Here is a 24,161-nt window from a genome sequence, read left to right as displayed (position 1 = left end):
ATGGATAGCTGGACCCTCATCCTCCCCGAACTGGTGCTGGCCGTGGCCGGCCTGCTGGTGCTCGTCGCCGGCGTGATCCCGAAGCGGGACACCAGCTACGCCGTGAACATGGCCGTGCTGGGCGCCTTCCTGCTGGCGGCCGTGCTGGTGATGATGCAGCCGGAAGGCACCGCCTATGCCGGCCAGTATGTCGCGGACAGCTTCACCAAGTTCACCAAGCTGCTGGTGATCGCCGGCGCGGCGCTGGGCCTGCTGCTGGCGCTGGACTGGAACGTCAAGCAGAACCTGGCGAAGTTCGAATACCCGGTGCTGCTGCTGCTGAGCACGGTGGGCATGATGATCATGCTCTCCGCCAACGACCTGATGGCGCTCTACATCGGGCTGGAACTGCTTTCGCTCTCGCTCTACGTCATCGCCGCCTTCGACCGCGACAATGCGCGCTCGACGGAAGCGGGCCTCAAGTACTTCGTGCTGGGCGCCCTGGCCTCGGGCCTGCTGCTCTATGGTTCCAGCCTGATCTACGGCTTCACCGGCTCCACCAATTTCGACCGCATCGCGGACGCGGTGGCGGCGACCGAGGGCGTGCCCTTCGGCCTGGTGGTGGGCCTGGTCTTCGTGCTGGCGGCGCTGGCCTTCAAGGTCTCCGCCGTGCCCTTCCACATGTGGACGCCGGATGTCTACGAAGGCGCGCCGACCCCGGTGACGGCCTTCTTCGCCTCCGCGCCCAAGGTGGCGGCCATCGGGCTGCTCACCCGCGTCGCCGCCGGGCCTTTCGGGGACCTCGCGGACCAGTGGCAGCAGGTGATCATCCTCTGCTCGCTGGGCTCGATGATCCTGGGCTCCCTGGCCGCCATCGGCCAGAAGAACATCAAGCGCCTGATGGCCTATTCCTCCATCGGCCATGTCGGCTACGCGCTGATGGGCCTGGCGGTGGGCAGCGGCCTGGGCGTGCGCGCCCTGCTGCTCTACATGGCCATCTACCTCTTCACCAATGTCGGCGCCTTCGCCGTGCTGGCGGCCATGCGCCGCCAGGGCCGGTCGCTGGAAGGCGTGGATGACCTCGCCGGCGTCGGCCGCACCGACCCGGCCATGGCCCTGGCGATGACCATCTTCATGTTCTCCATGGCCGGCATCCCGCCCATGGCGGGCTTCTTCGGCAAGTACTTCGTCATCGGCGCTGCCATCCAGGGTGGCTACATGACGCTGGCCGTGGTGGGCGTGCTGACCTCGGCCATCTCGGCCTACTACTACCTGCGCGTCATCAAGGTGATGTGGTTCGACAATGGCGTGGGCGCGCTGGACGCGCGGCCGGCCAGCCTGTCTGTCGTTATGGCGGGCACGGGCCTCTTCACCGTGTTCTTCTTCGCCTTCCCGGCGCCCTTCCTGGCCGCCGCCCAGGCTGCGGTCGCGGCGCTGGTTGGGTGACGACGGCTGCTGGATGGCGGCTCGCCATCCATGAGGAACTGGCCAGCACGCAGGATGTCGTGCTGGCCGCCGCCGAAGCCGGCGAGCCCGAGCGGCTCGCCGTGCTGGCCCGCCGGCAGAGTGCCGGGCGGGGCACCCAGGGCCGGGCATGGTCCTCGCCTTCGGGCAATCTCTTTCTGTCCTTGCTGCTGCGCCCCGCGGGGCCGGCGCGCGCCCTGCCGCAGTGGAGCCTGCTGGCAGGCGTGGCCCTGGCCGATGCCGCGGCCGCCGTGCTGCCGCCGGGCACGGACCTGCGCCTGAAATGGCCCAACGACCTGCTGCTGGGCGGCGCCAAATGCGCCGGCATCCTCTGCCAGGGCGGGGTGGATGCGGCGGGCGGTATCGGCTGGGTCGTCTTCGGCATCGGCGTCAACCTGGCCGTGGCGCCGGCGTTGCCGGACCGCCCCACCGCCAGCCTCGCCCGGCCCGGCGCCGTGCCGCCGGAGCCGGTAGCTTTCGCCCAGGGCCTGATGGCGGCGGTGGACCTCTGGCGTGGCCGGGGGCTGGAGGCGGTGCGCGCCGCCTGGCTGGCCCGCGGCCCGGTGCTGGATACGCCGCTGCTGCTGCGCCAGGGCGGCACCGCGCGCGAGGGGCGCTTCGCCGGGCTGGACCAGGATGGCCGCCTGCTGCTGGCCACGCCTTCCGGCGTGGTGCCGGTGGCGGCCGGGGAACTCCTGGGCTGAATGCGCGGCGCATTTGCCGTGGCTGCAACGGGCCACCCGGCCCACGGGTTAACAACAGCCCCCAAGGGAGGGGAATGCATGCTGCTCGCCATTGATGCAGGCAATACCAACGTGGTCTTCGCCATTCACGACGGCACGGAATGGCGTGGCCGCTGGCGCATCGCCACCCGCGCCGACCGCACCAGCGACGAATACGCGGTCTGGCTGCTGGCGCTGCTGGGCCATGTCGGTATCCGCCCCGTCGAGATCGAGCGCTGCGTCATCGGCACCGTGGTGCCCGCCGCCCTCTACAACCTGCGCCGCCTGTGCCGCGAATGGTTCTCGGCCGAGCCGCTGGTGGCGCGGGCGCCGCTGGACTGGGGCTTCCCCATCCGTGTGGACAACCCCGAGGAAGTGGGCGCCGACCGCCTGCTGAACGCCCTGGCCGCGCATTACCACTACAAGGGCCCCCTGGTGGTGATCGATTTCGGCACCGCCACGACCTTCGACGTGGTGGACAAGGACGGCGGCTACCTGGGCGGCATCATTGCCCCCGGCATCAGCCTCTCGATCGAGGCGCTGCACCGCGCGGCCGCCCGGCTGCCGCGCATCGGCATCGGCCGTCCCCAATCCGTGATCGGCCGCTCCACCGTTCCGGCGATGCAATCGGGCATCTTCTGGGGCTATGTGGGTCTGGTGGAAGGTATCGTGAACCGGATCCGCGCGGAATACGGCGCGCCCCTCAAGGCTATCGGCACTGGCGGCCTGGCGCCCCTGCTGGCTGAGGGCACACCGGTGATGGATTTTACCGATCCCGATATCACCCTTGAAGGGCTCCGCCTGTTGGCGGATCGCAATCCCATCCCCATTTTCCATCGTACCAGTTTGCCCGATATCCGGGCCGAAACCGATTGAGATGTGCCGTGGAAGCCGTGCCCGTACTGAGGCGCACCCGCAGCCGCTCCGCCCAGACCGTAAGAATCGATTAACTCTGACTGTGAGACTCAATGACCCTGATCACTGGTGACCTAGCCTTCATCCCGCTTGGCGGGGCGGGGGAGATAGGCATGAATCTCAATGCCTACCGCTGCGACGGACAGTATCTGGCCATCGACTGCGGCATCGGCTTCGGCGGCAACGACAATCCTGAAGCCGAGGTGATGACCCCCGACCCCGCCTGGCTCGCGCAGCGGCGCGACAAGCTGGTGGGTCTTGTCATCACCCATGCGCATGAGGACCATATCGGCGCCGTCGCGCATCTCTGGCCGCAGCTCCGCTGCCCCGTCTATGCCGGACCCTTCGCGGCCTCGGTGCTGCGGCGGAAGCTGGCGGAAGCCAATCTGCTGCACCAGGTGCCGCTGCACACCATCCCGCTCGGCGGCCGCTTCCAGCTCGGGCCCTTTGACCTGAGCTTCATCCGCGTCACCCATTCGGTGCCGGAATCCCAGTCCATCGCCATCCGCACGCCCTATGGCACCGTGCTGCATACCGGCGACTGGAAGTTGGACCCCGAGCCGCTGATCGGCGAGCCGGCCGACCTCGATGCCTTCGCCAAGCTGGGGCAGGAAGGCGTGCTGGCCATGGTCTGCGACAGCACCAATGCCATGGTGGAAGGCCATTCCGGCTCCGAGGCCGAGGTGCGCCGCAACCTGGTGCCGCTGCTGCGGCCGCTGAAGGGGCGCGTGGCCATCACCTGCTTCGCCACCAATGTGGCGCGCGTGGAATCCATCGCGCTGGCGGCCAAGCAGGTCGGGCGGCGCGTGGCGCTCTTCGGCCGCAGCCTGCGCAATGCCGAGGCTTCGGCGCGCGAATGCGGCTATCTGCAGAACGTGCCGCCCTTCATCTCCGAGGATGAGGCGGACGACCTGCCGGACAACGAACTGCTGATCATCTGCACCGGCAGCCAGGGCGAGCAGCGCTCGGCCATGGCCAAGATCGCCGCAGACACGCATCCGCGCATCTCGCTGGGCGAGGGCGATACGGTCATCTTCTCCTCCCGCATGATCCCGGGCAACGAGAAGGCCGTGCTGCGCATGCAGGACGAGCTGGCGCGCGGCGGCTGCCACGTGATGACGGCGGAGGACCATGTGGTCCATGTCACCGGCCACGCCTGCCGCGACGAGATCCGCAAGCTCTACTCGCTGGTGAAGCCGCGCTTCGCGGTGCCGGTGCATGGCGAATGGCGCCACCTGCAGGAACACGCCGCCCTGGCGCGCGAGATGGGCAGCACCCCGGTGCTGGTCGAGGATGGCGACATGCTGCGCCTCGCCCCGCTCAGCGCCAATGAGATGCCGGATGTGGTGGAAGGCGTGCCGACCGGCCGCCTGGTGGTGGATGGCGAGCGCCTGCTGCCGCTGGAAGGCCCCGTGCTGGGCGCGCGCCGCAAGATGCTCTTCAACGGCATCGTCGTCGCCTCGCTGGCCGTGGACGGCAATGGCCGCGTGCTGGGCACCCCCAAGGTTTCCGCCCCCGGCCTGTTCGATCACACCGATCATGAACCCGAGCAGATCGCGGCCGATCTGGCGCGCAGCGTGACGGAACTACCGGCCAATCTGCGGGCCGAGGACGATACGCTGCGCGAGGCGGCGCGGGCCGCGTTGCGCAAGGCGCTGGGCCGCCGGCTGCGCAAGCGCCCCAGCGTCGAGGTGCATCTGCTGCGGGTGTAGGCCCGCTCAGCCCAGCCCTGGTGGGGCGCTGCCGGCCAGCAGCCCCACCAGCGCCGCCTGCCGCGGCAGGCCGGTCTTGGTCAGCACGGCAGCGATATGCTTGCGCACCGTCTCGACCGAGATGTTCAGGCCGCGCGCCAGTTCCTCCGCCGTGCGGCCAGCGGCGATCCCATGCGCCACCCGGGCCTCGGCCGGGGTGAGGTCGAAAAGCCGCTGGATGACCTCGGCGGCCACCACGGTGCCATGCTGAACCGGCGTCAGCACCAGCATTGCCATGGCGCTGGTGAAGACATCCCGCGCCTTGCCCCGGATCGGCACCAGATGCGCCACCATGGGCGGCCGTTCCTCCGTAGCAGGCAGGGGGATGGAACGGGGGAGGCCCGGGGCCTCGCTGCGCATGGCCAGCAAGGCGCTGGCAAGGGCCAGGTCGGCCAGCCGGTCGCTGATCACCAGGCGTTCCTGCCGGTCCTGCAGCACGCCAGGAACCAGTTCCGCCATCAACGTATTCATCGCCAGGCTGCGCCCGGAGGCGGAGAGCACGGCAGCCGGTGACCCGAGCAGTTCCAGCGCCGAGACGGCGGCAGTGGTGCGCTCCAGCCGCAGTCGTGTCGACAGCAGCGCGGCGCGCGCCAGATGCGGCCGCAGGATGTCCAGCTTGGCGATCACCTCGTTGGGGACAGGCCCGGCCTCGCGGTCACGCTCGATGGTGACCATCAGCCGGTCGCCGGCAGGCGGGATGATCAGCGCGGCGGCACACCAGCCCAGGCCGTGCCGGTGCAGGAACTCATGGTGGTGCAGGCTGGTCGCCAGTTCCTCCGGCGTGAAGAGATGCTGGTCGCCCAGGAAGCCGGCGTGGTTCTGCGCCACCCAGCGCGTGATCCGGTTGTTGTGCGCCATGGCGCCGGTTCGGATGGAGTCCTGCACCACCTCCGTCATGGAGGGGGAGTGCAGGAAGCGGGCCGGGCCTTGCCCGATATTGTACATGACGGTGCCGCGCGCCTCGGCCAGCGCGCTCAGCGCCTCGAACACCCGCTGCCATCCGGACGGGTCCAGCGCAGCGTCGTAGATCAGGTCCGTCAGCCGCTCCATGCCCTGCTCCTACATGGTTGGCAGCACCGGCGCGGGGTCCAGCGCGGTGGACAACCAGCTCAGCCCAAGATGAAGGTGCGGCCCGGTTACCCGTCCGGTGGCGCCGACAGCCCCAATCCGTTGTCCCTGCTGCACGGCCTCGCCTTCGCGCACGTCGATGGCGGAGAGATGGGCGTACAGGGTCGTAACGCCGTGGCCGTGGTCCAGGATCACCGTGTTTCCCGTGAAATAAAGCGGCATGGCCAGCAGCACGCGGCCGCCGCCCATGGCCGCCACCGGCGTGCCGGTGGGGGCGGCGATATCCAGGCCCAGATGCGGCGCGCGGGGCTCGCCGTTCAGGATGCGCTGGCTGCCATAGACGCCGCTGATGCGGGCGCGGGCGGGCCAGATGAAGGGCTCGGCGAAGAAGGGAAGGTCGCTGTTCACCGCCCGCACCGCCGCCAGCCGCTTGCGCTCGGCATTGATGCGGACGAGCTGCTGCGCGTTGGGGGAAACCATGGCCTGCGGCAGGCCGGTCAGCCGCTGCACATCCCAGTCCCGCTTCGCGATGGCCAGCTCGCGCGTCTCGGTGGCACCGCCGAGGGCGGTGGCGGCCAGCCGCGCCTGCGGCCCGGCATCGCGGCCGAAGCCGATGGCGAAGCGGCCATCCGGCGCCACCTGCACCGGCTTGCCGTCCAACGTCACGCGGCTGCCCGGCGCCACGCGCCCCAGCGCCAGCCCGCCCTGGTTGAGGCCATCTGGCCCGATCTCCAGCGCAGGGGTGGCGGCGACGGCGGTGCGGGGCGCGGCCACCGGCTGGGCGCAGGAGGGCAGGGCAGCCAGCAAGGCCGGCAGAAGCAGGAACTGTCGGCGGGCGGTCACAGCAAGGATCCTTGTTCGGGGTTGGGGGCAGGCCGGGCGCGCTTCGGCGGCGGCGGTGGCGGCATGCCATCGGCGGTGGCGCCCAGCGTGCCATCCTGCAGCGTGATGGCCAGCCTCGCGCCGGGTGCCACGGCTGCGGCGGCGGTGACGGGATGCCCTTCCTCCGTCCGCACCAGGGCAAAACCGCGCGCCAGCACCCCCTGATAGGAAGCGCCTTCCAGCCGGGCGCCGAGGCCGGAAAGATGCAGCCGCGCCTCCCGTAACCGGGCCGCCATGCCGGCGGCGGGGTCCGGCAGCCGGGCCAGCCGGGCATGGCGCTGGTCCACCATGCGGCGCAAGGCGGCGGCGGCGTCCGGGATGCGGGCCAGGGTCGTATGGCCCTGCTGCGTCAGCCGGTGCAGCGCGCCCGTGGCCCGGGTTTCCAGTTGCGCCAGGGCGTGGCGGTGCCCGGCCAGGGTTTCGCGTGGATGCGGCAGGCGCGGGGCGACGGCATCCAGCGCGGCACGCTTGCGGTGCAGCAGCGCCACCGGGGCCAGGCCCAGCCGCTCCGCGCGGTCGTCCAGCCGCTGGCGGGCGGCGCCGACCAACCCAGGCAGGTCCGGCATCCGGGCTTCCACGCGGGACAGGCGCAGCCGGGCATGGTTCAGCGTGGCCTGGCCGCAGGAGAGCAGGCGGGCGGAGGTCTGGTCCAGCATCGCCATCAGCTCCGCCCGCGCCGGCACCGCCAGCTCGGCGGCGGCGGTGGGGGTGGGGGCGCGGCGGTCGGCGGCGAAGTCGATCAGCGTGGTATCCGTCTCATGCCCCACCGCCGAGATCAGCGGGATGGGGCAATTGGCGGCGGCGCGGACCACGATCTCCTCGTTGAAGGCCATCAGGTCCTCCAGGCTGCCGCCGCCGCGCGCGACGATGATGACATCGGGGCGCGGCAGGTGCGGCGGCAGGCGGGAGAAGCCCTCGATGGCGGCGGCGATCTGCTCCGCCGCCCCCTGGCCCTGCACCGGCACCGGCCAGAGCAGGATATGGCTGGGGAAGCGCCGGGCCACCGTGGTGCGGATATCCTGGATCACCGCGCCCTTCTCGGAGGATACCACGCCGATGACGCGCGGCAGCCGGGGCAGGGGGCGCTTGCGGGCCTCGTCGAACAGCCCCTCGGCGCCCAGCTTCTTGCGCAGGGCCTCGACGCGGGCCAGCAGCGCGCCCTCTCCGGCATAGTCCAGCCGGTCGATGATGAGCTGGTAGTCCGAGCGCTCGCCATAGGCGGAGACCTTGCCGGTGGCGATGACCTCCACCCCGTTCTCTGGCTTCAGGGTGAGGCGCGGCACGGCGAAGCGCCAAATGATGGCGCGGATCTTCGCGCCCTCGTCCTTCAGCGCCATGTAGATATGGCCGGAAGGATAGGCCTTCAGCTCGGTGATCTCGCCCCTGACCCGGACGCGGCCGAACTCCCCTTCCAGGGTACGCTTGATGGCACCGCTGATCTCGGAGACGGTGAACTCGGGGGTATTGCTGCGCGGCGGCGCTTCGGCGTCGGTATCCATCGTTTCCCAGTATGATGCGACGGCGGGCGGCTGGCGAGTTCCGGCAGCAGTCACAGATCGAGGACCGGCCAGCCGGTGTCATCAGGGCTGACGGAGGCGCCCGGCCATGCTAGCGGCTGCCCCCGGATGCCGAGAGGGGTTTTGCTGCGATGAAGGTGCTTCTGGTGGGCGGCGGCGGCCGCGAACATGCCCTGGCCTGGGCGCTCTCGGCTTCGCCCCTGCTGACCAAGCTCTGGTGCGCCCCCGGCAATGCCGGCATCGCCGAGCTGGCCGAATGCGTGGCCATCGGCGCGGAGGATGTGCCGGCGCTGGTGGATTTCGCGAAGCGGAACGCGGTGGACCTGGTGGTGGTGGGGCCGGAGGCGCCGCTGACGCTGGGCCTGGCCGATGCCTGCGCGGAGGCCGGGCTGCGCTGCTTCGGCCCCTCCGCCGCCGCCGCGAAGCTGGAGGGCAGCAAGACCTTCACGCGGGAGGTGACCACCGCCGCCGGCGTGCCCGGCGCCGAATGGGCGCAGTTCGAGGATGCCGAGGCCGCCCGCGCCTATCTGCGCCAGAAGGGCGCGCCCATCGTGGTGAAGGCCGATGGCCTCGCCGCCGGTAAGGGCGTGGTGGTGGCGCAGACGGTGGAGGAGGCCGAGGCCGCCATCGCCGATATCATGGAAAGCCGCGTCCATGGCGAGGCCGGCGCGCGCATCCTGCTGGAAGAATGCCTGCTGGGGCAGGAGGTCTCCTTCTTCGCGCTCTGCGACGGCACCACGGCGCTGCCCATGGCCGCCGCCCAGGACCACAAGCGGGTCGGTGACGGCGATACCGGCCCCAATACCGGCGGCATGGGCGCCTATTCCCCACCGCCCGCCTTCACCCCGGCGCTGGAAGCCGAGGTGATGGATCGTATCGTGCGTCCTTCGCTGGCGGAAATGGCGAAGCGCGGCACGCCCTTCCGCGGCGTGCTCTTTGTCGGCCTGATGCTGACCGAGGCCGGGCCGAAGCTGATCGAGTTCAATGTCCGCTTCGGCGACCCGGAATGCCAGGTGCTGATGCTGCGCCTGCAATCGGACCTGCTGGCCGCCCTGGTCGCCGCCTGCGACGGGGAACTGAACCGCTTCTCCCTCCGCTGGTCCAATGAGGCCGCGATGGTGGTGGTGATGGCCGCCCGGGGCTATCCCGGCAGCTATGTGAAGAACACCGTGATCGAGGGGCTGGAGGATGCCGCCCGCATCCCTGGCGCCCAGGTCTTCCATGCCGGCACGGCACGGCGGGAGGATGGCGCGCTGGTTTCCACCGGCGGGCGGGTGCTGGGCGTGGCCGGCACCGGCGCCTCCCTGCAACAGGCGCGCGACGCCGCCTATGCCGCCGTGGATGCCATCCGCTGGCCGGAAGGCTTCTGCCGCCGCGACATCGGCTGGCGCGCGCTTTAGCCCGATCCTCGTCTCCCGCCCCGAAAAGGGGCGGGGGGTGGAGCAACGGGATGGACGTTCAGCCGCAGCAGGAGGGCGTGGCCGAAGCCGCGCCCGCGTATTCATCGTGGCGGCGGACCCAGCTCATGGTGCCTTCCTCGTTGCGGCCCCTGGGGGTGCGGTCCATCAGCATGAAGGTGGTCAGCATGTCCTCGTTGCCACGGGCATAGGAGGAATGGGTGCGGAAGACCGCGCCCGCCTCGTCCCGCACGAAGACGCTGAGGCCGTGCAACTCGTCATGCGCCTCGGCCGAGGGGGTCATGCGGAAGTTGTAGAAGACCTGGCCGCTGGCCAGCTCCTCCGGCGTGAAGGTGGCCTGGTGGTCATGGTTGAAGTCGCTGCCGAAGGAGGACACCCAGGGAAAGCGCCAGCCCATGCGGGCGCGATAGGCCTCGATCTCCGCCAGCGGTGCGCGGGAGACGGCGGCAAAGCTGACATCCCGGCTGTTCAGATGCGCCACGGTGCCGTCGAAATGATCCGCCAGGAAGGAACAGCCGACGCAGCCGGCCTCCCAGCCCGGCGCCAGCATGAAATGGTAGACGATGAGCTGGCTGCGGCCGCCGAACAGGCCGGCGAGGTCCGTGGGCCCCTGCGGCGTCTCGAAGCGGTAAGGCTTGTCCACCCGCAGCCAGGGCAGGGCGCGGCGCTCGGCCAGCACCTGGTCGCGCAGGCGGGTCAGCTCCTTCTCGCGCCGCAGATGCGCCGCCTGGGCGGCGTGCCATTCTTCGCGGGAAACAACGGCATGAGGGATCATGGGCACGGTCCTCCTCGCTTTATGGTTTGATATCAACCTTTTCGGCGTGGCGGCGCGCTTCCTGGTGCTCCGTCAGAACAGGGAGAGCTGCTTTGCCTCGCCCGGCCGGTCCGGCACGTTGAAGAGGTCGGACCGCAAGCCTTCCGGGCCGGTATGGCCTTGCTGGGTGCGGTCCAGCCCCAGCCGCTTCACCGCCACCTGGAAGCGGCGGTTGAGCATCTCGGCATATGGGCCGCTGCCGGTCTGGCGCTGGCCGAAGCGGCTGTCATAGGTCTCGCCGCCCCGGGTCTGGCGTACCAGGGCGATCACCTTGGCGGCGCGCTCGGGCATGTGCTGGTGCAGCCAGGCCTCGAAGATCTCGCCCAGCTCCAACGGCAGGCGCAGCAGCACATAGCCGGCACGGTCGGCGCCCTGGCTGGCGGCGCGTTCCAGGATGCGCTCCAGCTCCATGTCGTTCACCGCCGGGATCATCGGCGCCGCCAGCACCGCCACCGGGATGCCGGCCTCCGCCAGCCGCGCGATGGCATCGAGCCGCCGCTCGGGGGTGGAGGCGCGCGGCTCCAGGCTCCGCGCCAGCTTGGCATCCAGCGTGGTGACGGAGAGGCAGACCCGCGCCAGCCCGCGCGCCGCCATGCGGGAGAGGATGTCGATATCCCGCAGCACACCAGCGGATTTCGTGACCACCGTGACGGGGTGGCTGAACTGTTCCAGCACTTCCAGCACCGCGCGGGTCAGCTTCAGCGTCCGCTCCACCGGCTGGTAGGGGTCGGTATTGGAGCCCAGCGCCACCGGCGCGGCGGTGTAGCCCGGCTTGCGCAGCGCCGCTTCCAGCAGTTCCGCGATCTGCGGCTTGAACAGCAGCTTGGTTTCGAAATCCAGGCCGGGCGAGAAGCCGAGATAGGCATGCGTCGGCCGCGCGAAGCAATAGACGCAGCCATGCTCGCAGCCCCGGTAAGGGTTGATGGAGCGGTCGAAGCCGATGTCGGGCGACTTGTTCCAGGCCAGCGCCGTGCGGCTGCTGTCGCGGATCAGGGTGGTGGCGAGCGGCGGCAGGTCGGCCGCCTCGTCTTCCAGGGTGTCCCAGCCATCGTCGAAGGCCACGGTGTTGTGGCGGTCGAAGCGGATGGCGGGATTGGTGATGGCGCCCCGCCCCTTGCGCGCACCGGGCAACAGGGCGGAGGCGTCGTGGAAGCTGCCTTCCGGCATGCCGCGTTCCCCGTTCGTTCGGGCCGATCCTGGCGCCGGCGGGGGGCGGGAGTCAAGAACATCGACAGAACGATTGGTTAATGGCCTGTCCGCTGATTCCAGATCACATCAGGAACATCGGCCTGGCCGGCTCAGGCGCCGGCCTTCAGGTGCTCCTGCAGGCGCGGCATCAGCTCCACCAAGTTGCAGGGCTTGTGGCGGATGTCGAGCTGGAAGCGCAGGATATCGTCCCACCCGTCCCGCACCGCGCCGGAGGAGCCGGGCAGGGCGAACAGGTAGGTGCCGCCCGCCACGCCGCCGATGGCGCGGGACTGGATCGTGCTGGTGCCGATCTTCTGGTAGCTGAGCATGCGGAACAGCTCCCCGAAGCCGGTGATCTCCTTTTCCAGCACGCGGGAGAAGGCCTCGGGCGTCACGTCGCGGCCGGTGATGCCGGTGCCGCCGGTGGTGATGCCGACATCCACCTCCGGGTCCGCCACCCAGCGGCGCAGCACGGCCTCGATGGCATCGGCCTCGTCCCGCACGATGCGGCGGGAATGCACCGTGTGCCCGGCCGCCGCCACGCGGTCCGCCAGCAGCTGGCCGGACTTGTCGGTGGACAGGTCGCGGGTGTCGGACACCGTCAGGATGGCGATGTTGACGGGCAGGAAGGTCAGGCTCTCGTCGATCGGCATGGGGGGCTCGCTCCTAGGGGCAGGCGTCCCAGTTCACCCGGTTCCGTCCCGCGCGCTTGGCGGCATAGAGGCAGGCATCGGCGGCGGAAATCAAGGCCTCCGCCTCTGGGTGCCGGGTGCTGCTGGCGATGCCGGCGCTGAAGGTGACGCCGAAGGGGCCCTGGGCGCCATCGAAGGGCGTGGCGGAGAAACGCTCGCGGATGCGGCTCATCAGCGAGGCGGCGGCGGCGGGCGGGGTGCCCAGCAGTAGGGCGGCGAATTCCTCCCCGCCGTAGCGGCCCACCACATCGGTACGGCGCAGGTGCTTCTGCAGGCTGCGCGCCAGGCCGCGGATCACCCGGTCCCCCACCAGGTGGCCATGGTTGTCGTTGACCGACTTGAAGTGGTCGAGGTCGATGATGGCGAGGCAGAGCTCGGTCTTGTCGCGCCGGGCGCGCTCCAGCTCCAGCGCCAGCCGCTCCTTGAAGCGGGCGTGGTTCAGCAGGCCGGTCAGGCTGTCGCTTTCCATCACGGCGCGCAGCGAGCGCGCGCGCTCCGCCCGCAGCCGCACCAGCGTCACCAGCCGGTCGAGGTCCACGGGCTTGGGGATGAAGTCGTCGCCGCCCAGCCGCCGGGCCAGGATCTGCCGCCCGGTATCCTGCTCGGCCGAGAGGAAGACGATGGGCACCGACAGATGCCGCCGGGTCTGGCGGATCACCCGCGCCAGCTCGATGCCATCCACGCCCGGCATCTGCACATCCATCAGGATCAGGTCCGGCTGGGCGGCGGAAAGGGCATCGATGGCGCGGGAAGGGTCGCTGACCAGCGTCACCACCATGCCGGCGCGGCGCAGTGCCAGGGCATAGGCCTCGGCCAGCAGCGGGTCGTCGTCCACCACCAGGATGGAATAGCGCGCATCCCCGCCCTGGCCGGCGAAATGGTCCAGCCAGTCCGCCAGCTCGTTCACCTCCAGCGGCTTGGCCACCACGGCGGCGACGCCGGCACGGGCGGCGGCCAGGCGGACCGGGAAGCTGCCCTGCTCGGCCAGCAGGATCACCGGGCAGCGGCCGGACAGCGCGGCGCAGATCTCCAGCGCGTCGGGCAGGCTGTCATCCACCACGGCGGCGGTCAGCCGGCGCTGCGGCTCGGCGGCCAGCCCCGCCAGCCCCGCCACCTGCTCCAGCGGATAGCCCAGGTTGCCCACCACGGCGGAAAGCGCCGCCATCTCCGGCGGCAGGGCGAAGAGGAAGATGGCCTCGGCCCCTTCCTGCTCCCGCGCCACGGTGGCCTCGGCCTGCGGCGCGCCGCGCGCGGTGGGGCCGGCCATCCAGGCCTCGTGCACCGCCTGCACCAGCTGCGTGGTCTGGCCGATCTGCTCGGCACGGTCGGCGCCGCCATCGCCCAGGCCCATCAGCATCACTTCCAGCGGGGCGGCGGCGGCGGAGATGGCGGGAAAGTCGAAGGTGCCGCCGGCGCCGGCCAGCCGGTGCGCGGCGGCGGCCAGGCTGCGGGCGCCCTGCCGCGCATCCTCGTCCCAGGCGGGGCGGGCGGCCAGGCTGGCCCAGCCGGCCACCACCTCGTCCACCCGCTCGCCCAGCCTCTGCACACCCTCGGCGCGCAGGCGGCGCAGCGCGTCGCGGATCTCGTCCTGGGCGGCGTCAGCCATTGCGGCGCTCCCAGATGCCGCGCACCGAGGCCGCCAGGGTCATCGGGTCGAAGGGCTTGGAGATCACGTCCAGGCTGCCCAGTTCGCGGTAGCGGCTGACCTCCTGCGGCTGCACCTTGGCGGTCATGAAGACGGCCGGCACATCGGCGATCTCCGGCAGCTCCCGCAGCCGGGCCAGGGTGGTGGGGCCGTCCATGCCCGGCATCATCACGTCCAGCAGCAGCAGCTGCGGCGCGAAGGCCACCGCCTTCGCCAGCGCTTCCTCGCCCGAGGCGCAGGGCTCCACGGTGAACTTGCCCACCATCTTCAACGCGAAGGTGGCCACCTTCCGCACATCGGCATCGTCCTCGACATAGAGGATGCGGCTCAGCGGCATATCGCTCAAGGCTGGTTCTCCCGGGATGCCGCCTGCGGCACCGGCTTGGGCGGCAGGCTCTCGATCAGGTGGCGGATGGTGTCGTGCAACTCGTGGTTGGCCGTGCGGCTCTTGACCAGGGAGGCCGCGACATGGCGCGCCGTGGCGGGGTCGTAGTCGCTGGCCGAGAAGATCAGCACCGGCGGCGGCTTCGGCAGGTTGCGCATCTCGGCCAGCAGGTCCAGGCCGCTGCCATCCGGCAGGCCGACATCGACGATCACCAGCGCGAAATTATGGTCGCGCGACAGGATGGTCCGCGCATCCGTCAGGCTGCGGGCGGCGATCATCTCCGCCTCGTCGCCCATCACGGCCGAGACAACGCGCAGGATGTCCTGGTCATCCTCCACATGCAGGATGCGGGCGGGGCGGTCGGAGGCGTGCAGCGCCTGCCGCAGCGCCTCCCGCAGCCGGAACTGGTCGATCGGCTTGTCCAGCCAGTCCACCACGCCCACGGCATCGCCATTGAGCTGCACCTTGCCGCGTTCGGCGGTGGCGGAGATCACGATCACGGGCAGCGCCCGGCCATCCGGCCGCTGGCGCAGGCGGCGGAAGAGTGAAAGCCCGTCCTCGTCCGGCAGCATCAGGTCCAGCGTCATGGCGTCGAAATGGGCGCGGTCCAGGCTCTCGAAAGCCTCGGCGGCATTCTGCGCCACCTCGCTGTCCCAGCCATGCTGGCCCAGGATGCGGCTGAGCAGCAGCGCCACGTCGGCATCATCCTCCACCACCAGCGCACGGCGGCGGCCCTGGCCATAGGCAGAGGCCTCGGCCGCCGGCAGGCGCGTCAGGCGCTCCGCCAGGCGGGGCAGGGTGAACCAGAAGGTGGTGCCGCCATCGGCGGCATCCTCGAAGCCGATGGCGCCGGCATGGTGCTCCACGATGGCCTTGCTGATGGACAGGCCAAGGCCGGTGCCGCCCTTCTGCCGCACATCCGAGGAATCCGCCTGCGCGAAGCGCTGGAAGATGCGGTCGTGGAACTCGGGCGGGATGCCCTTGCCGTGGTCGCGCACGCAGAAGGTGACGCTGCCGGCATCCGAGGCCAGCGAGACTTCCACCGTGCTGCCCTGGGGCGAGAACTTGGCGGCATTGGAGAGCAGATTGGCCAGCACCTGCTGGATGCGGGCGGCATCGGCGTAGACGGCGGCATCCCCCGCCTCCTCCACCTGCAGCGCGAAGCCGACGCCGAACTGGGAGCCATAGGCCCGGTTGGCCTCCACCGCCTGTTCCAGCAGGCGGCGGGCATCCTGCCGCTCCCGCCGGAATTCCAGGCGGCCGCTCTCGATCTTCTCCATGTCGAGAATGTCGTTGACCAGCAGCACCAGCCGCTCGCTGTTGTTGTGCGCGATCTCCAGCAGCTCGCGCACCTCTTCCGACAGCTCGCCGGCCACGCCCCCCACCACCAGCCCCAGCGAGGCGCGGATGGAGGTCAGCGGCGTGCGCAGTTCATGGCTGACGGTGGAGACGAATTCGCTTTTCAGCTGTTCCAGCCGCCGCCGCTCCGTCACGTCGCGCAGCACGCAGACCGAGGCGTTGCCCTCGGCGTCCACATAGCCGCCCACCGAGATCTCGGCGGGGAAGCTGCTGCCATCCGGGCGCAGCGCCGTCACCTCGCCGGAGCGTGCGCCATAAGCCGGCACGAAATCCTGGATGGGGCGGCCGACCATCTCCGCGGCGGGCAGGTCGAACTGCTGGCTGGCGGCGACATTGGCCATCGCGATCTCGTTGCGCGAATCCACCAGCAGGATCGGGTCGCGCGCATGGTCCAGGATGGAGCGCAGCCGCCGCTGGCTTTCCGTCAGGGCGGCGTGGGCGGCCTCGATTGCGTGCTGGGAGCGTTCCAGCGCCTGGTAACGCTCCACGCTGCCGCGCAGGTAGCGATGGAGCGCCAGCAGCGCGAGCCCGCCGGAAGTCAGGGCAAGGGCCAGTAGCCCGCCGAAGAGCCAGGTCAGCCGCCCCACCGTGGTGCTGGCTTCCTGGGTGCGGGAGGCGAGCAGGGCGCGCTCATGCGCGATCATCTCGTCGCACATCTGTTGCAGCCTGCGCCTCGCCTGCCCGGCTTCACGCACCAGTTCGGTCAGGTCCTGCTGCGCGCCCTGGCGCTGCTCCTCCACCGAGTGCTGCAACTGCATCACCAGGCGGTCCAGCGCATCCTCGAAGGCGGCGGCGCGCCGGCTCTGCACCGGGCTGTCCGCGACCATCTGGCGCAGGTTGGTGGTCAGGTTGCGGGTACGCTCCAGCGCCGCGTCAAGATTAGGGTTCTCCCCGCTGCCCGTGGTCAGCACCTGGTTCCGCTCGCCGACCGACTCCATCACGCCGGCCCGGGCTTCCAGCAGCGTCTCGATCACCGCATGGGTATGGCTGACCATGTTCCGCTGGGTGACGCCATCGGCGAGAACCCACCAGCAAGTCGCGCCGCCCACCACCAGGCCCAGCAACAGCGTGAGAGCGCCTGCCAGGGTGACAGCGCGTATTCTGGCATAGCGTCTTGCCATGATTCACGGACCTCGTGTGGCAAGGCCCCGGGCGCGGAAATGCGCTGAGGGTCTCGGTCGAGCGCCGGACTATGCACGATCGATTTTACGGTGCAACCAAGGAGAATGTTGCACTGTGGGTTTATAATTTAACGCGCAACGAAATCTTCCTGGCATAACAGGAACCCGCCGACATGGCCGGCGGGTTCCTGCCTGGTCAGCGGGCAGCGGTGCGGCGCAGCCCTGGTGGATCGGCGCGGCCATTGCCGGCCGTCATCATGCGCGTGCCGAAGCCTTCGCCCTGCGGGTGAAAGCGCGGAAAATCGCCACGCGCCAGCGCATCGAGGCTGGGGGCGGGAAGGCCCAGCCGGCTGGCATAGATCCAGGAATAAGCCAGGACGCGCTGCACGTAAGCCCGTGTCTCGCCCACCGGGATGGCCTCGATGAACAGGAAGGGGTCGTCGCGATGCGCCGCTGCCGGCGCCCAGCGCGCCAGATTGCCGGGGCCATTGTTATAGGCGGCCAGCACGCGGATCAGGTCGCCATCCACCACATCATGCGTCACCAGCATGTGAAGGTAACGCTGCGCCACATCCAGCGAGAACGAAGGATCGTTCAGCCGGCCGATGCCGTTGCCGCGCAGGCTGGAGTCGCCGACCACATAGGCCGCCGTCGCCGGCATGATCTGCATCAGGCCCCGCGCGCCGGCCGGGGAAACGGCGCGGGCATCGAAGCGCGATTCCTGCAAGGCCAGCGCATAGACCAGCGCCGGGTCCACGCTGAAGCCGCCGGAGGGCTTCAGCGGCGGCATGGGGAAGCGGTCGTAGTCGCGCGGGCGGCCGTCGGTGGTCTGGGCCAGCGCCGCCACCTGGGCGGTGAGGTCGGTCAGCCCGGCATCCCGCGCCACGGCCAGCATGGCGCCGGACAGGCTGGGATTGTTCTGCGCGATGGGCCAGAGGCGGCGCAACTCGGCTTCCGCCCTGTCCCGCTGGCCGATCTGCAGCAGCGCCAGGGCACGCCAGCCGGCGGCGGTCTCGGCCAGGGCGACGCCCTCGGCCTCGCCGGTCACCTCGCGGTCCCAGGCGAAGCCGGGGGCGAGGCCCAGCACGCGCCGGGCGATCAGGCCATAGAAGGTGCGCGGCTCCTGCGCCGCCTGGAGCATCCAGGGGACATAAAGCTGCGGCCGGCGTGTGCGGACCGCCGCGCGCGCCGTCCAGAAGGCGGCGGCGGCGCGCAGGGCGGGCGGACCGATCTCGGCACGCGCCGCGGCCTCGAAATGCGCCAGGGCACGGTCAGGGCGGCCCAGGCCCCAGGCGGAGAGCCCGGCCACGAAGGCGGGATGGGCGATGTTGGGGTTCTGCTTGGCCACCTCGGCGGCGAGGCGAAAGGCATCCTCGTCCCGCGCCTGGTGGAAGAGCGCCAGCGCCACCTCGCCCTGCAGCAGCGCGGCATAGGTGCCACTGGCGCCGCGGCTGATGGTCGCCAGGGCGCCATCGACATCGCCATCCGAGGCGCGCGAGCGAACGGTGCGGTCCAGCCGGGCATCGCGCTGCACGGTGCGGCTGCCGGGGTCGCTTTCCTCCGGCACTGTCTCGGCGTCGGCGGCCAGGGAATTGTCCGGCGGGGCCGGCGGCTGCGGCGCGCCCTGCGGCAGGCGGCGGCGCAGCAGCGCATGGACCTGGACGGCTTCCGGATGGTCGGAATACTCGGCCAGCCAGCTCGACAGCTCGGGCAGGGAGGGTTCCGGCCCGCCCGGGCGCAGCCAACGGTCGGCCAGGACATGGCCCATCAGCCGGCGGTCATCCAGACGCTCGGCCTCACGAGTGGCAGTGGCAAAATCTCCCCGCGCCTGAGACTCGAACACCCGCGCAAGGCGCGCGGCGTCCGAGGGGGCCAGAACCTGCGGCAGCCCCGCCACTCCGTTACGGAGGGAAGGTCTGGGCAGGCTCATCGCCCGTTCGACGGGGGCGGTCTCTCCGGCCCCTTTCGCCACAGCCGGCGCCTGAACGCCGAAAGTGGACGTCGCTGCGACACCGAGGCCCAGAAGGGCATGACGGGCGCGGCGCAGGGCCATGGGGTAGATCGCTTGCATGGCGGTGAAGGCGATACCGGCCTTCTACCATGCGGGGCAACTCCGATTACCGGGATAAATCCATGTATCGAGACGGAGGGCAGGATTAACAGCAGTTTCGGGGCCGAAGTTTCGTCACTTTTTGTTTAGTCTTGTCGCGCCGCACCATGAGAGCCCGATTCGATGCTGCGGCGCAACAACAGCAGGTCGGCCCAGGAGTCGCGCTTGGCCGCCGGATTCCGGAGCAGATAGGCCGGGTGCCAGGTGGGCAGGGCGGGCAGGGTGCCGGCATCGGTCGGCAGGTCATGCCAGCGGCCGCGCAGGCGGGTGATGCCGTCCTTCACCCTTAGCAGCGACTTGGCGGAGACACCCCCCAGCAGCACCAGCCGCTGCGGCCGCGCCAGGGCGATGTGGCGCAGCACGAAGGGCAGGAAGAGCGTGATCTCGGCATCCGTGGGGGTGCGGTTGCCGGGCGGGCGCCACGGCAAGATATTGCTGATGTAAAAGCTGTTTTGCATTTCTGGTGCATGGCGGTCGAGGCCAATGCTTGCCAGCATGCGGTCCAGCAACTGGCCGGACACGCCGACGAAGGGCCTGCCCTGGCGGTCCTCGTCGGCGCCGGGGGCCTCGCCCAGCAGCATGATGGGCGCGCCAGGCTGGCCATCGGCGAAGACCAGGTTGGTCGCCGTCTCGCGCAGCGGCGTGTCCACCTGCGCCATGGCCTCCCGCAGCGCCTCCAGGCTGTGGGCGCCGGCGGCGAGGCTGGCGGCGGTGGCGGCGGCGGGCAGGGGCAGCACGGCGGCGGCGCGGCGCGGGCGGACGGCGGGCGCCTGGGGGGCGGAGGGCTGTGGCGCCGCGGCGGGCAGGGCGGCTGGCGGCGGCGGCGCGGCCAGGCGGTCCAGCGGCAGGTCCGCCAGGGCCTCGTCGGCGCCCCAGTCCAGTTGCAGGCGCAGCGCCGCCAGCAGGGCGGCGGTCTCGGCTTCCGCTGGGCTGGGCGGGGCGGGGGTCATGGGTGGCATATCGGCCGGCCTGCGGGGTTTGCGCAAGGGTTCCGCAGGGCCCTTGATCCGGCTAAGCCGGGGCGGGCGGGATACTGAGAATACAATTCAAGAGGGACAGAGAATGACCGAGCGGGAGAGTATGGAATTCGACGTGCTGATCGTCGGCGCGGGCCCGGCCGGGCTGGCGGCGGCGATCCGCCTGAAGCAGATATCTCCCGACATGGCGGTCTGCGTGGTGGAGAAGGGCTCCGAAGTGGGCGCCCACACGCTGTCCGGCGCGGTGCTGGAGCCGCGCGCGATGGACGAGCTGCTGCCGGACTGGCGGGAAGACCCGCCGGCGCTTACCACCCCGGCGGGCGAGGACAGCTTCCTGTACCTGACGGCGACCAAGGCGCATAAGCTGCCGACGCCGCCGCATATGCACAACCACGGCAACTACATCGTCTCCCTCGGCAATGTCTGCCGCTGGCTGGGCGCCAAGGCCGAGGCGCTGGGCGTCGAGATCTATCCGGGCTTCGCGGCCTCCGAGACCATCGTCGAGGATGGCCGGGTGCGCGGCGTCGTCGCCGGCGTCATGGGCATCACGCGGGAGGGCGAGGAAGGCCCGAACTTCCAGCCCGGCATGGAGCTGCGCGCCACCTACACGCTGTTCGGCGAGGGCTGCCGCGGCTCGCTGACCAAGAAGCTGATGGCGCAGTACAACCTGCGCGAGGGCGCGCAGCCGCAGACCTATGGCCTCGGCATCAAGGAGCTGTGGGAAATCCCGAAGGAGAAGCACACCCCCGGCAAGGTGCTGCATTCCACCGGCTGGCCGCTGCAATCCGACACCTATGGCGGCTCCTGGCTCTACATGTTCGGGGAGAACCTGGTCTCGATCGGCTTCGTGGTGGGGCTGGATTATCCCAATACCTGGCTCTCGCCCTTCGATGAGTTCCAGCGCCTCAAGACCCATCCGGCCTTCCGCGCTATCCTGGAGGGCGGCAAGCGCGTGGCCTATGGCGCCCGCGCGCTGAACGAGGGCGGCTTCCAGTCCATCCCGAAGCTGGTCTTCCCCGGCGGTGCGCTGATCGGGGATTCGGCGGGCTTCCTGAACGTGCCCAAGATCAAGGGCACCCATACCGCCATGAAGAGCGGCATGCTGGCCGCCGAGGCCGCCGCCGCCGCCCTGGCCCAGGGCCCGGAGGAAGCGCCGGCGGTGCTGGATGCCTATCCGGCCGCGCTGCGCGAGAGCTGGGTCTGGCCGGAGCTGCAGGAGGTGCGCAACATCCGCCCCGGCTTCGCCAAGTGGGGCTTCTGGGGCGGCATGCTGAACGCGGCGGTGGAGACTTATGTGTTCCGCGGCAAGGCGCCCTGGACCCTGGCGCACCACACCGACCACAAGGCCACCAAGCCGGCGGACCAGTGCCAGAAGATCAGCTACCCCAAGCCGGATGGCGTGCTGACCTTCGACCGGCTGTCCTCCGTCTTCCTCTCCAACACCAACCACGAGGAAGACCAGCCGGCGCATCTGAAGCTGCGCGACCCCTCGCTCTGGAAGCCGGTGAACTGGGACCGCTTCCGCTCGCCCGAGAGCCGCTACTGCCCGGCGGCGGTCTATGAGGCCGTGGGGGCGGAGGAAGGCGATCCGCGCCTGGTGATCAACGCGCAGAACTGCGTCCACTGCAAGACCTGCGACATCAAGGACCCGGACCAGAACATCGACTGGTGCACGCCGGAAGGCGCGGGCGGCCCCAACTACATCGGCGGCATGTAGCGCCTCAGGGCCAGGCGGTCTCCGGCTGGCCGCGGGCGGCGACATGGCGTCGCTCCTGCGCCCGGCGGTCTGCGAAGGCCTCGCTGGTATTCGTGGCGAAGCCGGCCTGACCGGCCAGTGCCATCCCCGGCCCATGCAGCAGAGGGGCAGGGGAGGCATGGAGGCCCCGGGCGGTGCCGCCAGGGCCTTCCGCCCGGCCGCTGGGGTTGGTGAAGATGACCTGGTCCAGCCGGCAGGCATCCACCTCCATCTTCTCCTCCGCCTGCCCGCCCTCGTATTCCACCTTGATGTCGAGGACGCAGTCCTTGGCGGCGGGTGAGACGCGCACCTGCTCCCCCGGCCCCACCCGCGTGCCGCCCAGGATGTCGTTGCCCCAGTCCGAGAGGCGGGAGGGCGAAACGTAGGCATGCTCGATGGCCAGGCCGGCCTGGTTGACCAGCCAGAAGCGGTTCTGCGCCAGGGCCGGGGTGGCGGACAGGCCGGTCAGCAGCGTCAGGGCCAGCAGAAGCGGTCGCATGAGGTCCTCCGTTGCACGGCATGGCGGAGTCTCCGCCATCATCCTGAAGCATGAACGCGGCGGCACCGTATCATAGTGTTTCCGGCCCCGCGCGGCGCATGAGCGCCAGCGGGGAGGCGCGGCTTCATTCCAGCGGGCGCGCGTGCGTGGGGCGTTCCCAGCCGCCGGGAATTGGCTCTAACCTGCGGGCCATGCTCGCTCTCATCCCTTCCCGCCGCGCCGCGCTGCTGGCTCTGGCCCTGCTGTCCGGCACCGCGGCCGGCGGGCTGCCCTGGCCGGGCGCCTCCGCCGCCCCCGCGCCCGCCTCAGCCCCGGCCACCGGGGAGGCCGGGCTGCGCCCGACCGCCAGCGGCGCCTATCTGGCCGGCCGCTTCGCCAGCAACGAATCCGACACGGCCGCCGCCGCCAACTGGCTGCTGGAGGCGCTGCGCCTGGCGCCGGACGAGCCCGAGGTGATCAACCGCGCCTTCCTGGCCACCGTGCTGGATGGCCGGCCCGAGGCCGTGCGGGTGGCGCGGCGAATGCCGGACAGCGAGGTGGCGGCGCTGCTGCTGGCCGGCGCCGACGCCATGGCCGGCCGCTGGGAACGCGCCGAGACGCGGCTGCGCGGCATGGCCCGCCAGGGGGCCGGGCAGGTGTTGCAGCCGCTGCTGCTGGCCTGGGCCCAGGCCGGGCGCGGCAATACCGATGCCGCCCTGGCGACGCTGAAGCCGACGGTCGAGGGCTCTCGCCTCAGCGGCATCGCGGCGCTGCACGCGGCCATGATCGCCGACCTCGGCAACAAGCCGAAGGAAGCCGACCGGCTGATCCGCGTGGCGCTGGCCAATACGCCGGAGGTGAACCTGCGGCTGGTGCAGATCGCCGCTGGCATCCTGGGCCGCGCCGGCAAGGAGGCCGAGGCGATGAAGCTGGTGGAAAGCATCTCCACCGGCACCGACGACCTCGCCATGCTGGGCACCCCTTCCGTCCGCCGCCGCATCCTGCAGGAGCGCGCTGTGGCCTCCGCCGTGGAAGGCATGGCGGAAGCCGAGCTGGCCCTGGCCGCCGCGCTGCGCGGGCAGGGCGGGCCGGAACTGGCGCTGCTGCTGGCGCGCCTGTCGCTGCGCCTGCGGCCGGATTTCGCCCCCGCCATGCTGGTGGCCGCCGAGTCCCTGGCCGGCGAGAAACATGCCGCAGCCGCCCTGGCGGTGCTGGGGGAAGTGGCGCCGGACGACCCGCTGCTGCCCCTGGTGACGCTGCGCCGCGCCACCCTGCTGGACCAGCTGGACCGGCCCGAGGAAGCCATGGCCACCCTGGCCAGCCTGGCCCAGGCGCGGCCCGAATCGCCGCAACCCATGGCGAGGCTGGGTGACCTGCTGCGCGCACGGCAACGCTATGCCGAGGCGGTGGAAGCCTATGACACCGCCATCGCCCGCGCCGGGGAAATGGGGCCGAATGGCTGGCCGCTGCTCTATGCCCGCGGCATTTCCCTGGAGCGTTCCAACCAGTGGCCGCGCGCCGAGGCCGATTTCAAGCGCGCGCTGACGCTGGCGCCGGAGCAGCCCTATGTCCTGAACTACCTCGGCTATAGCTGGGTGGAGCGGGGCGAGAACCTGACCGAGGCGCGGCAGATGCTGGAGCGCGCCATGGCGCTGCGGCCGGAGGACGGCAATATCGCCGACAGCCTGGGCTGGGCGCTGTTCAAGCTGGGCGACCTGCCCGGGGCCACCAAATGGCTGGAAAAGGCGGTGGAGCTGGAGTCGCGCAATTCCACCATCAACGACCACCTGGGCGACGTTTACTGGGCCACCGGCCGGCAGAGCGAGGCCGTGTACCAGTGGCGTCGCGCCCTGATCTCCGACCCCGAGCCGGATGAAGGGCCGCGCATCGAGGCCAAGCTGCGCGAGCGCCAGCCGAACCCCGCCCAGCCTTGACCCGCCA

19 protein-coding genes are annotated in these 24,161 nt (G+C 70.7%); 7 read left to right on the top strand and 12 right to left on the bottom strand.

The annotated features are described in order from the left end of the window. The 4 genes from nuoN to EBE87_RS03615 all read left to right on the top strand — a co-directional run bounded on the left by nuoN (position 1) and on the right by EBE87_RS03615 (position 4,792). A complete protein-coding gene (gene nuoN, locus EBE87_RS03630) occupies positions 1–1,425 on the top strand; it encodes an NADH-quinone oxidoreductase subunit NuoN (RefSeq protein WP_120637074.1) in 1,425 nt (474 codons plus the stop codon). Then, positions 1,422–2,147 (top strand): biotin--[acetyl-CoA-carboxylase] ligase, encoded by a 726-nt coding sequence (locus EBE87_RS03625; RefSeq protein ID WP_120637059.1) that lies wholly within the window; start codon positions 1,422–1,424, stop codon positions 2,145–2,147. Before nuoN ends, EBE87_RS03625 begins: the two co-directional genes overlap by 4 nt. Before the next feature lie 78 nt (positions 2,148–2,225). After that, positions 2,226–3,041, top strand: coding sequence for a type III pantothenate kinase (locus tag EBE87_RS03620; protein WP_120637060.1), 816 nt, complete (start codon positions 2,226–2,228; stop codon positions 3,039–3,041). A gap of 92 nt (positions 3,042–3,133) precedes the next feature. After that, on the top strand, positions 3,134–4,792 hold the full coding sequence (locus EBE87_RS03615) for a ribonuclease J (protein WP_120637061.1): 1,659 nt from the start codon (positions 3,134–3,136) through the stop codon (positions 4,790–4,792). Positions 4,793–4,798: 6 nt separating this feature from the next. Here EBE87_RS03615 and EBE87_RS03610 read toward each other — a convergent pair whose 3' ends face one another. The 3 genes from EBE87_RS03610 to xseA are packed head-to-tail and all read right to left on the bottom strand — an operon-like array spanning position 4,799 to position 8,280. Further along, on the bottom strand, positions 4,799–5,881 hold the full coding sequence (locus tag EBE87_RS03610; protein ID WP_120637062.1) for a helix-turn-helix transcriptional regulator: 1,083 nt from the start codon (positions 5,879–5,881) through the stop codon (positions 4,799–4,801). Between the two features lie 9 nt (positions 5,882–5,890). Further along, on the bottom strand, positions 5,891–6,742 hold the full coding sequence (locus EBE87_RS03605) for a M23 family metallopeptidase (RefSeq protein WP_120637063.1): 852 nt from the start codon (positions 6,740–6,742) through the stop codon (positions 5,891–5,893). Then, positions 6,739–8,280, bottom strand: a complete 1,542-nt coding sequence (gene xseA, locus EBE87_RS03600) for an exodeoxyribonuclease VII large subunit (RefSeq protein ID WP_120637064.1) — start codon at positions 8,278–8,280, stop codon at positions 6,739–6,741. The genes EBE87_RS03605 and xseA overlap by 4 nt, the downstream gene beginning before the upstream one ends. A gap of 149 nt (positions 8,281–8,429) precedes the next feature. On the opposite strand from xseA, the gene purD reads away from it, so the two are divergent. After that, positions 8,430–9,698, top strand: a complete 1,269-nt coding sequence (purD, locus tag EBE87_RS03595; RefSeq protein WP_120637065.1) for a phosphoribosylamine--glycine ligase — start codon at positions 8,430–8,432, stop codon at positions 9,696–9,698. Between the two features lie 58 nt (positions 9,699–9,756). On the opposite strand, the gene EBE87_RS03590 is transcribed toward purD, so the two are convergent. From EBE87_RS03590 to EBE87_RS03555, 8 genes are all read right to left on the bottom strand, one after another. Further along, positions 9,757–10,491 (bottom strand): DUF899 domain-containing protein, encoded by a 735-nt coding sequence (locus EBE87_RS03590; RefSeq protein ID WP_120637066.1) that lies wholly within the window; start codon positions 10,489–10,491, stop codon positions 9,757–9,759. A gap of 72 nt (positions 10,492–10,563) precedes the next feature. Then, a complete protein-coding gene (locus tag EBE87_RS03585; protein ID WP_120637067.1) occupies positions 10,564–11,697 on the bottom strand; it encodes a PA0069 family radical SAM protein in 1,134 nt (377 codons plus the stop codon). 131 nt (positions 11,698–11,828) lie between these two features. Next, the gene (gene moaB, locus EBE87_RS03580) at positions 11,829–12,371 is read right to left on the bottom strand and encodes a molybdenum cofactor biosynthesis protein B (protein WP_120637068.1); all 543 of its coding nucleotides are present in this window, start codon (positions 12,369–12,371) and stop codon (positions 11,829–11,831) included. A 13-nt stretch (positions 12,372–12,384) separates the two neighbouring features. Then, positions 12,385–14,016, bottom strand: coding sequence for a GGDEF domain-containing protein (locus EBE87_RS03575; RefSeq protein ID WP_122139882.1), 1,632 nt, complete (start codon positions 14,014–14,016; stop codon positions 12,385–12,387). Then, the gene (locus EBE87_RS03570; RefSeq protein WP_233553464.1) at positions 14,009–14,392 is read right to left on the bottom strand and encodes a response regulator; all 384 of its coding nucleotides are present in this window, start codon (positions 14,390–14,392) and stop codon (positions 14,009–14,011) included. The genes EBE87_RS03575 and EBE87_RS03570 overlap by 8 nt, the downstream gene beginning before the upstream one ends. Positions 14,393–14,397: 5 nt before the next feature. Next, complete coding sequence (locus EBE87_RS03565; protein WP_120640847.1) at positions 14,398–16,920, bottom strand: response regulator; 2,523 nt, start codon at positions 16,918–16,920, stop codon at positions 14,398–14,400. Between the two features lie 196 nt (positions 16,921–17,116). After that, positions 17,117–18,688 (bottom strand): lytic transglycosylase domain-containing protein, encoded by a 1,572-nt coding sequence (locus EBE87_RS03560; protein WP_233553463.1) that lies wholly within the window; start codon positions 18,686–18,688, stop codon positions 17,117–17,119. A gap of 428 nt (positions 18,689–19,116) precedes the next feature. Continuing rightward, entirely contained in the window at positions 19,117–19,980 is an 864-nt protein-coding gene (locus EBE87_RS03555) for a uracil-DNA glycosylase (RefSeq protein WP_122139918.1), read from the bottom strand. 112 nt (positions 19,981–20,092) lie between these two features. Here EBE87_RS03555 and EBE87_RS03550 point away from each other — a divergent pair, with 112 nt between their 5' ends. Further along, positions 20,093–21,724 carry an electron transfer flavoprotein-ubiquinone oxidoreductase gene (locus EBE87_RS03550; RefSeq protein ID WP_120641177.1) on the top strand — a complete coding sequence of 544 codons (1,632 nt, stop codon included), beginning with the start codon at positions 20,093–20,095 and terminating at the stop codon, positions 21,722–21,724. A 4-nt stretch (positions 21,725–21,728) separates the two neighbouring features. Here EBE87_RS03550 and EBE87_RS03545 read toward each other — a convergent pair whose 3' ends face one another. Next, positions 21,729–22,241, bottom strand: a complete 513-nt coding sequence (locus EBE87_RS03545) for a Tat pathway signal protein (protein ID WP_120641178.1) — start codon at positions 22,239–22,241, stop codon at positions 21,729–21,731. Between the two features lie 191 nt (positions 22,242–22,432). On the opposite strand from EBE87_RS03545, the gene EBE87_RS03540 reads away from it, so the two are divergent. Continuing rightward, a complete protein-coding gene (locus EBE87_RS03540; protein ID WP_122139881.1) occupies positions 22,433–24,154 on the top strand; it encodes a tetratricopeptide repeat protein in 1,722 nt (573 codons plus the stop codon). Positions 24,155–24,161 lie beyond the last annotated feature (7 nt).

The organism is Teichococcus wenyumeiae (assembly GCF_003696345.1).
GTDB lineage: Bacteria > Pseudomonadota > Alphaproteobacteria > Acetobacterales > Acetobacteraceae > Pseudoroseomonas > Pseudoroseomonas wenyumeiae.
Note: the sequence above shows the minus strand (reverse complement) of the source record. Positions and strands in the feature narration are given on the sequence as shown.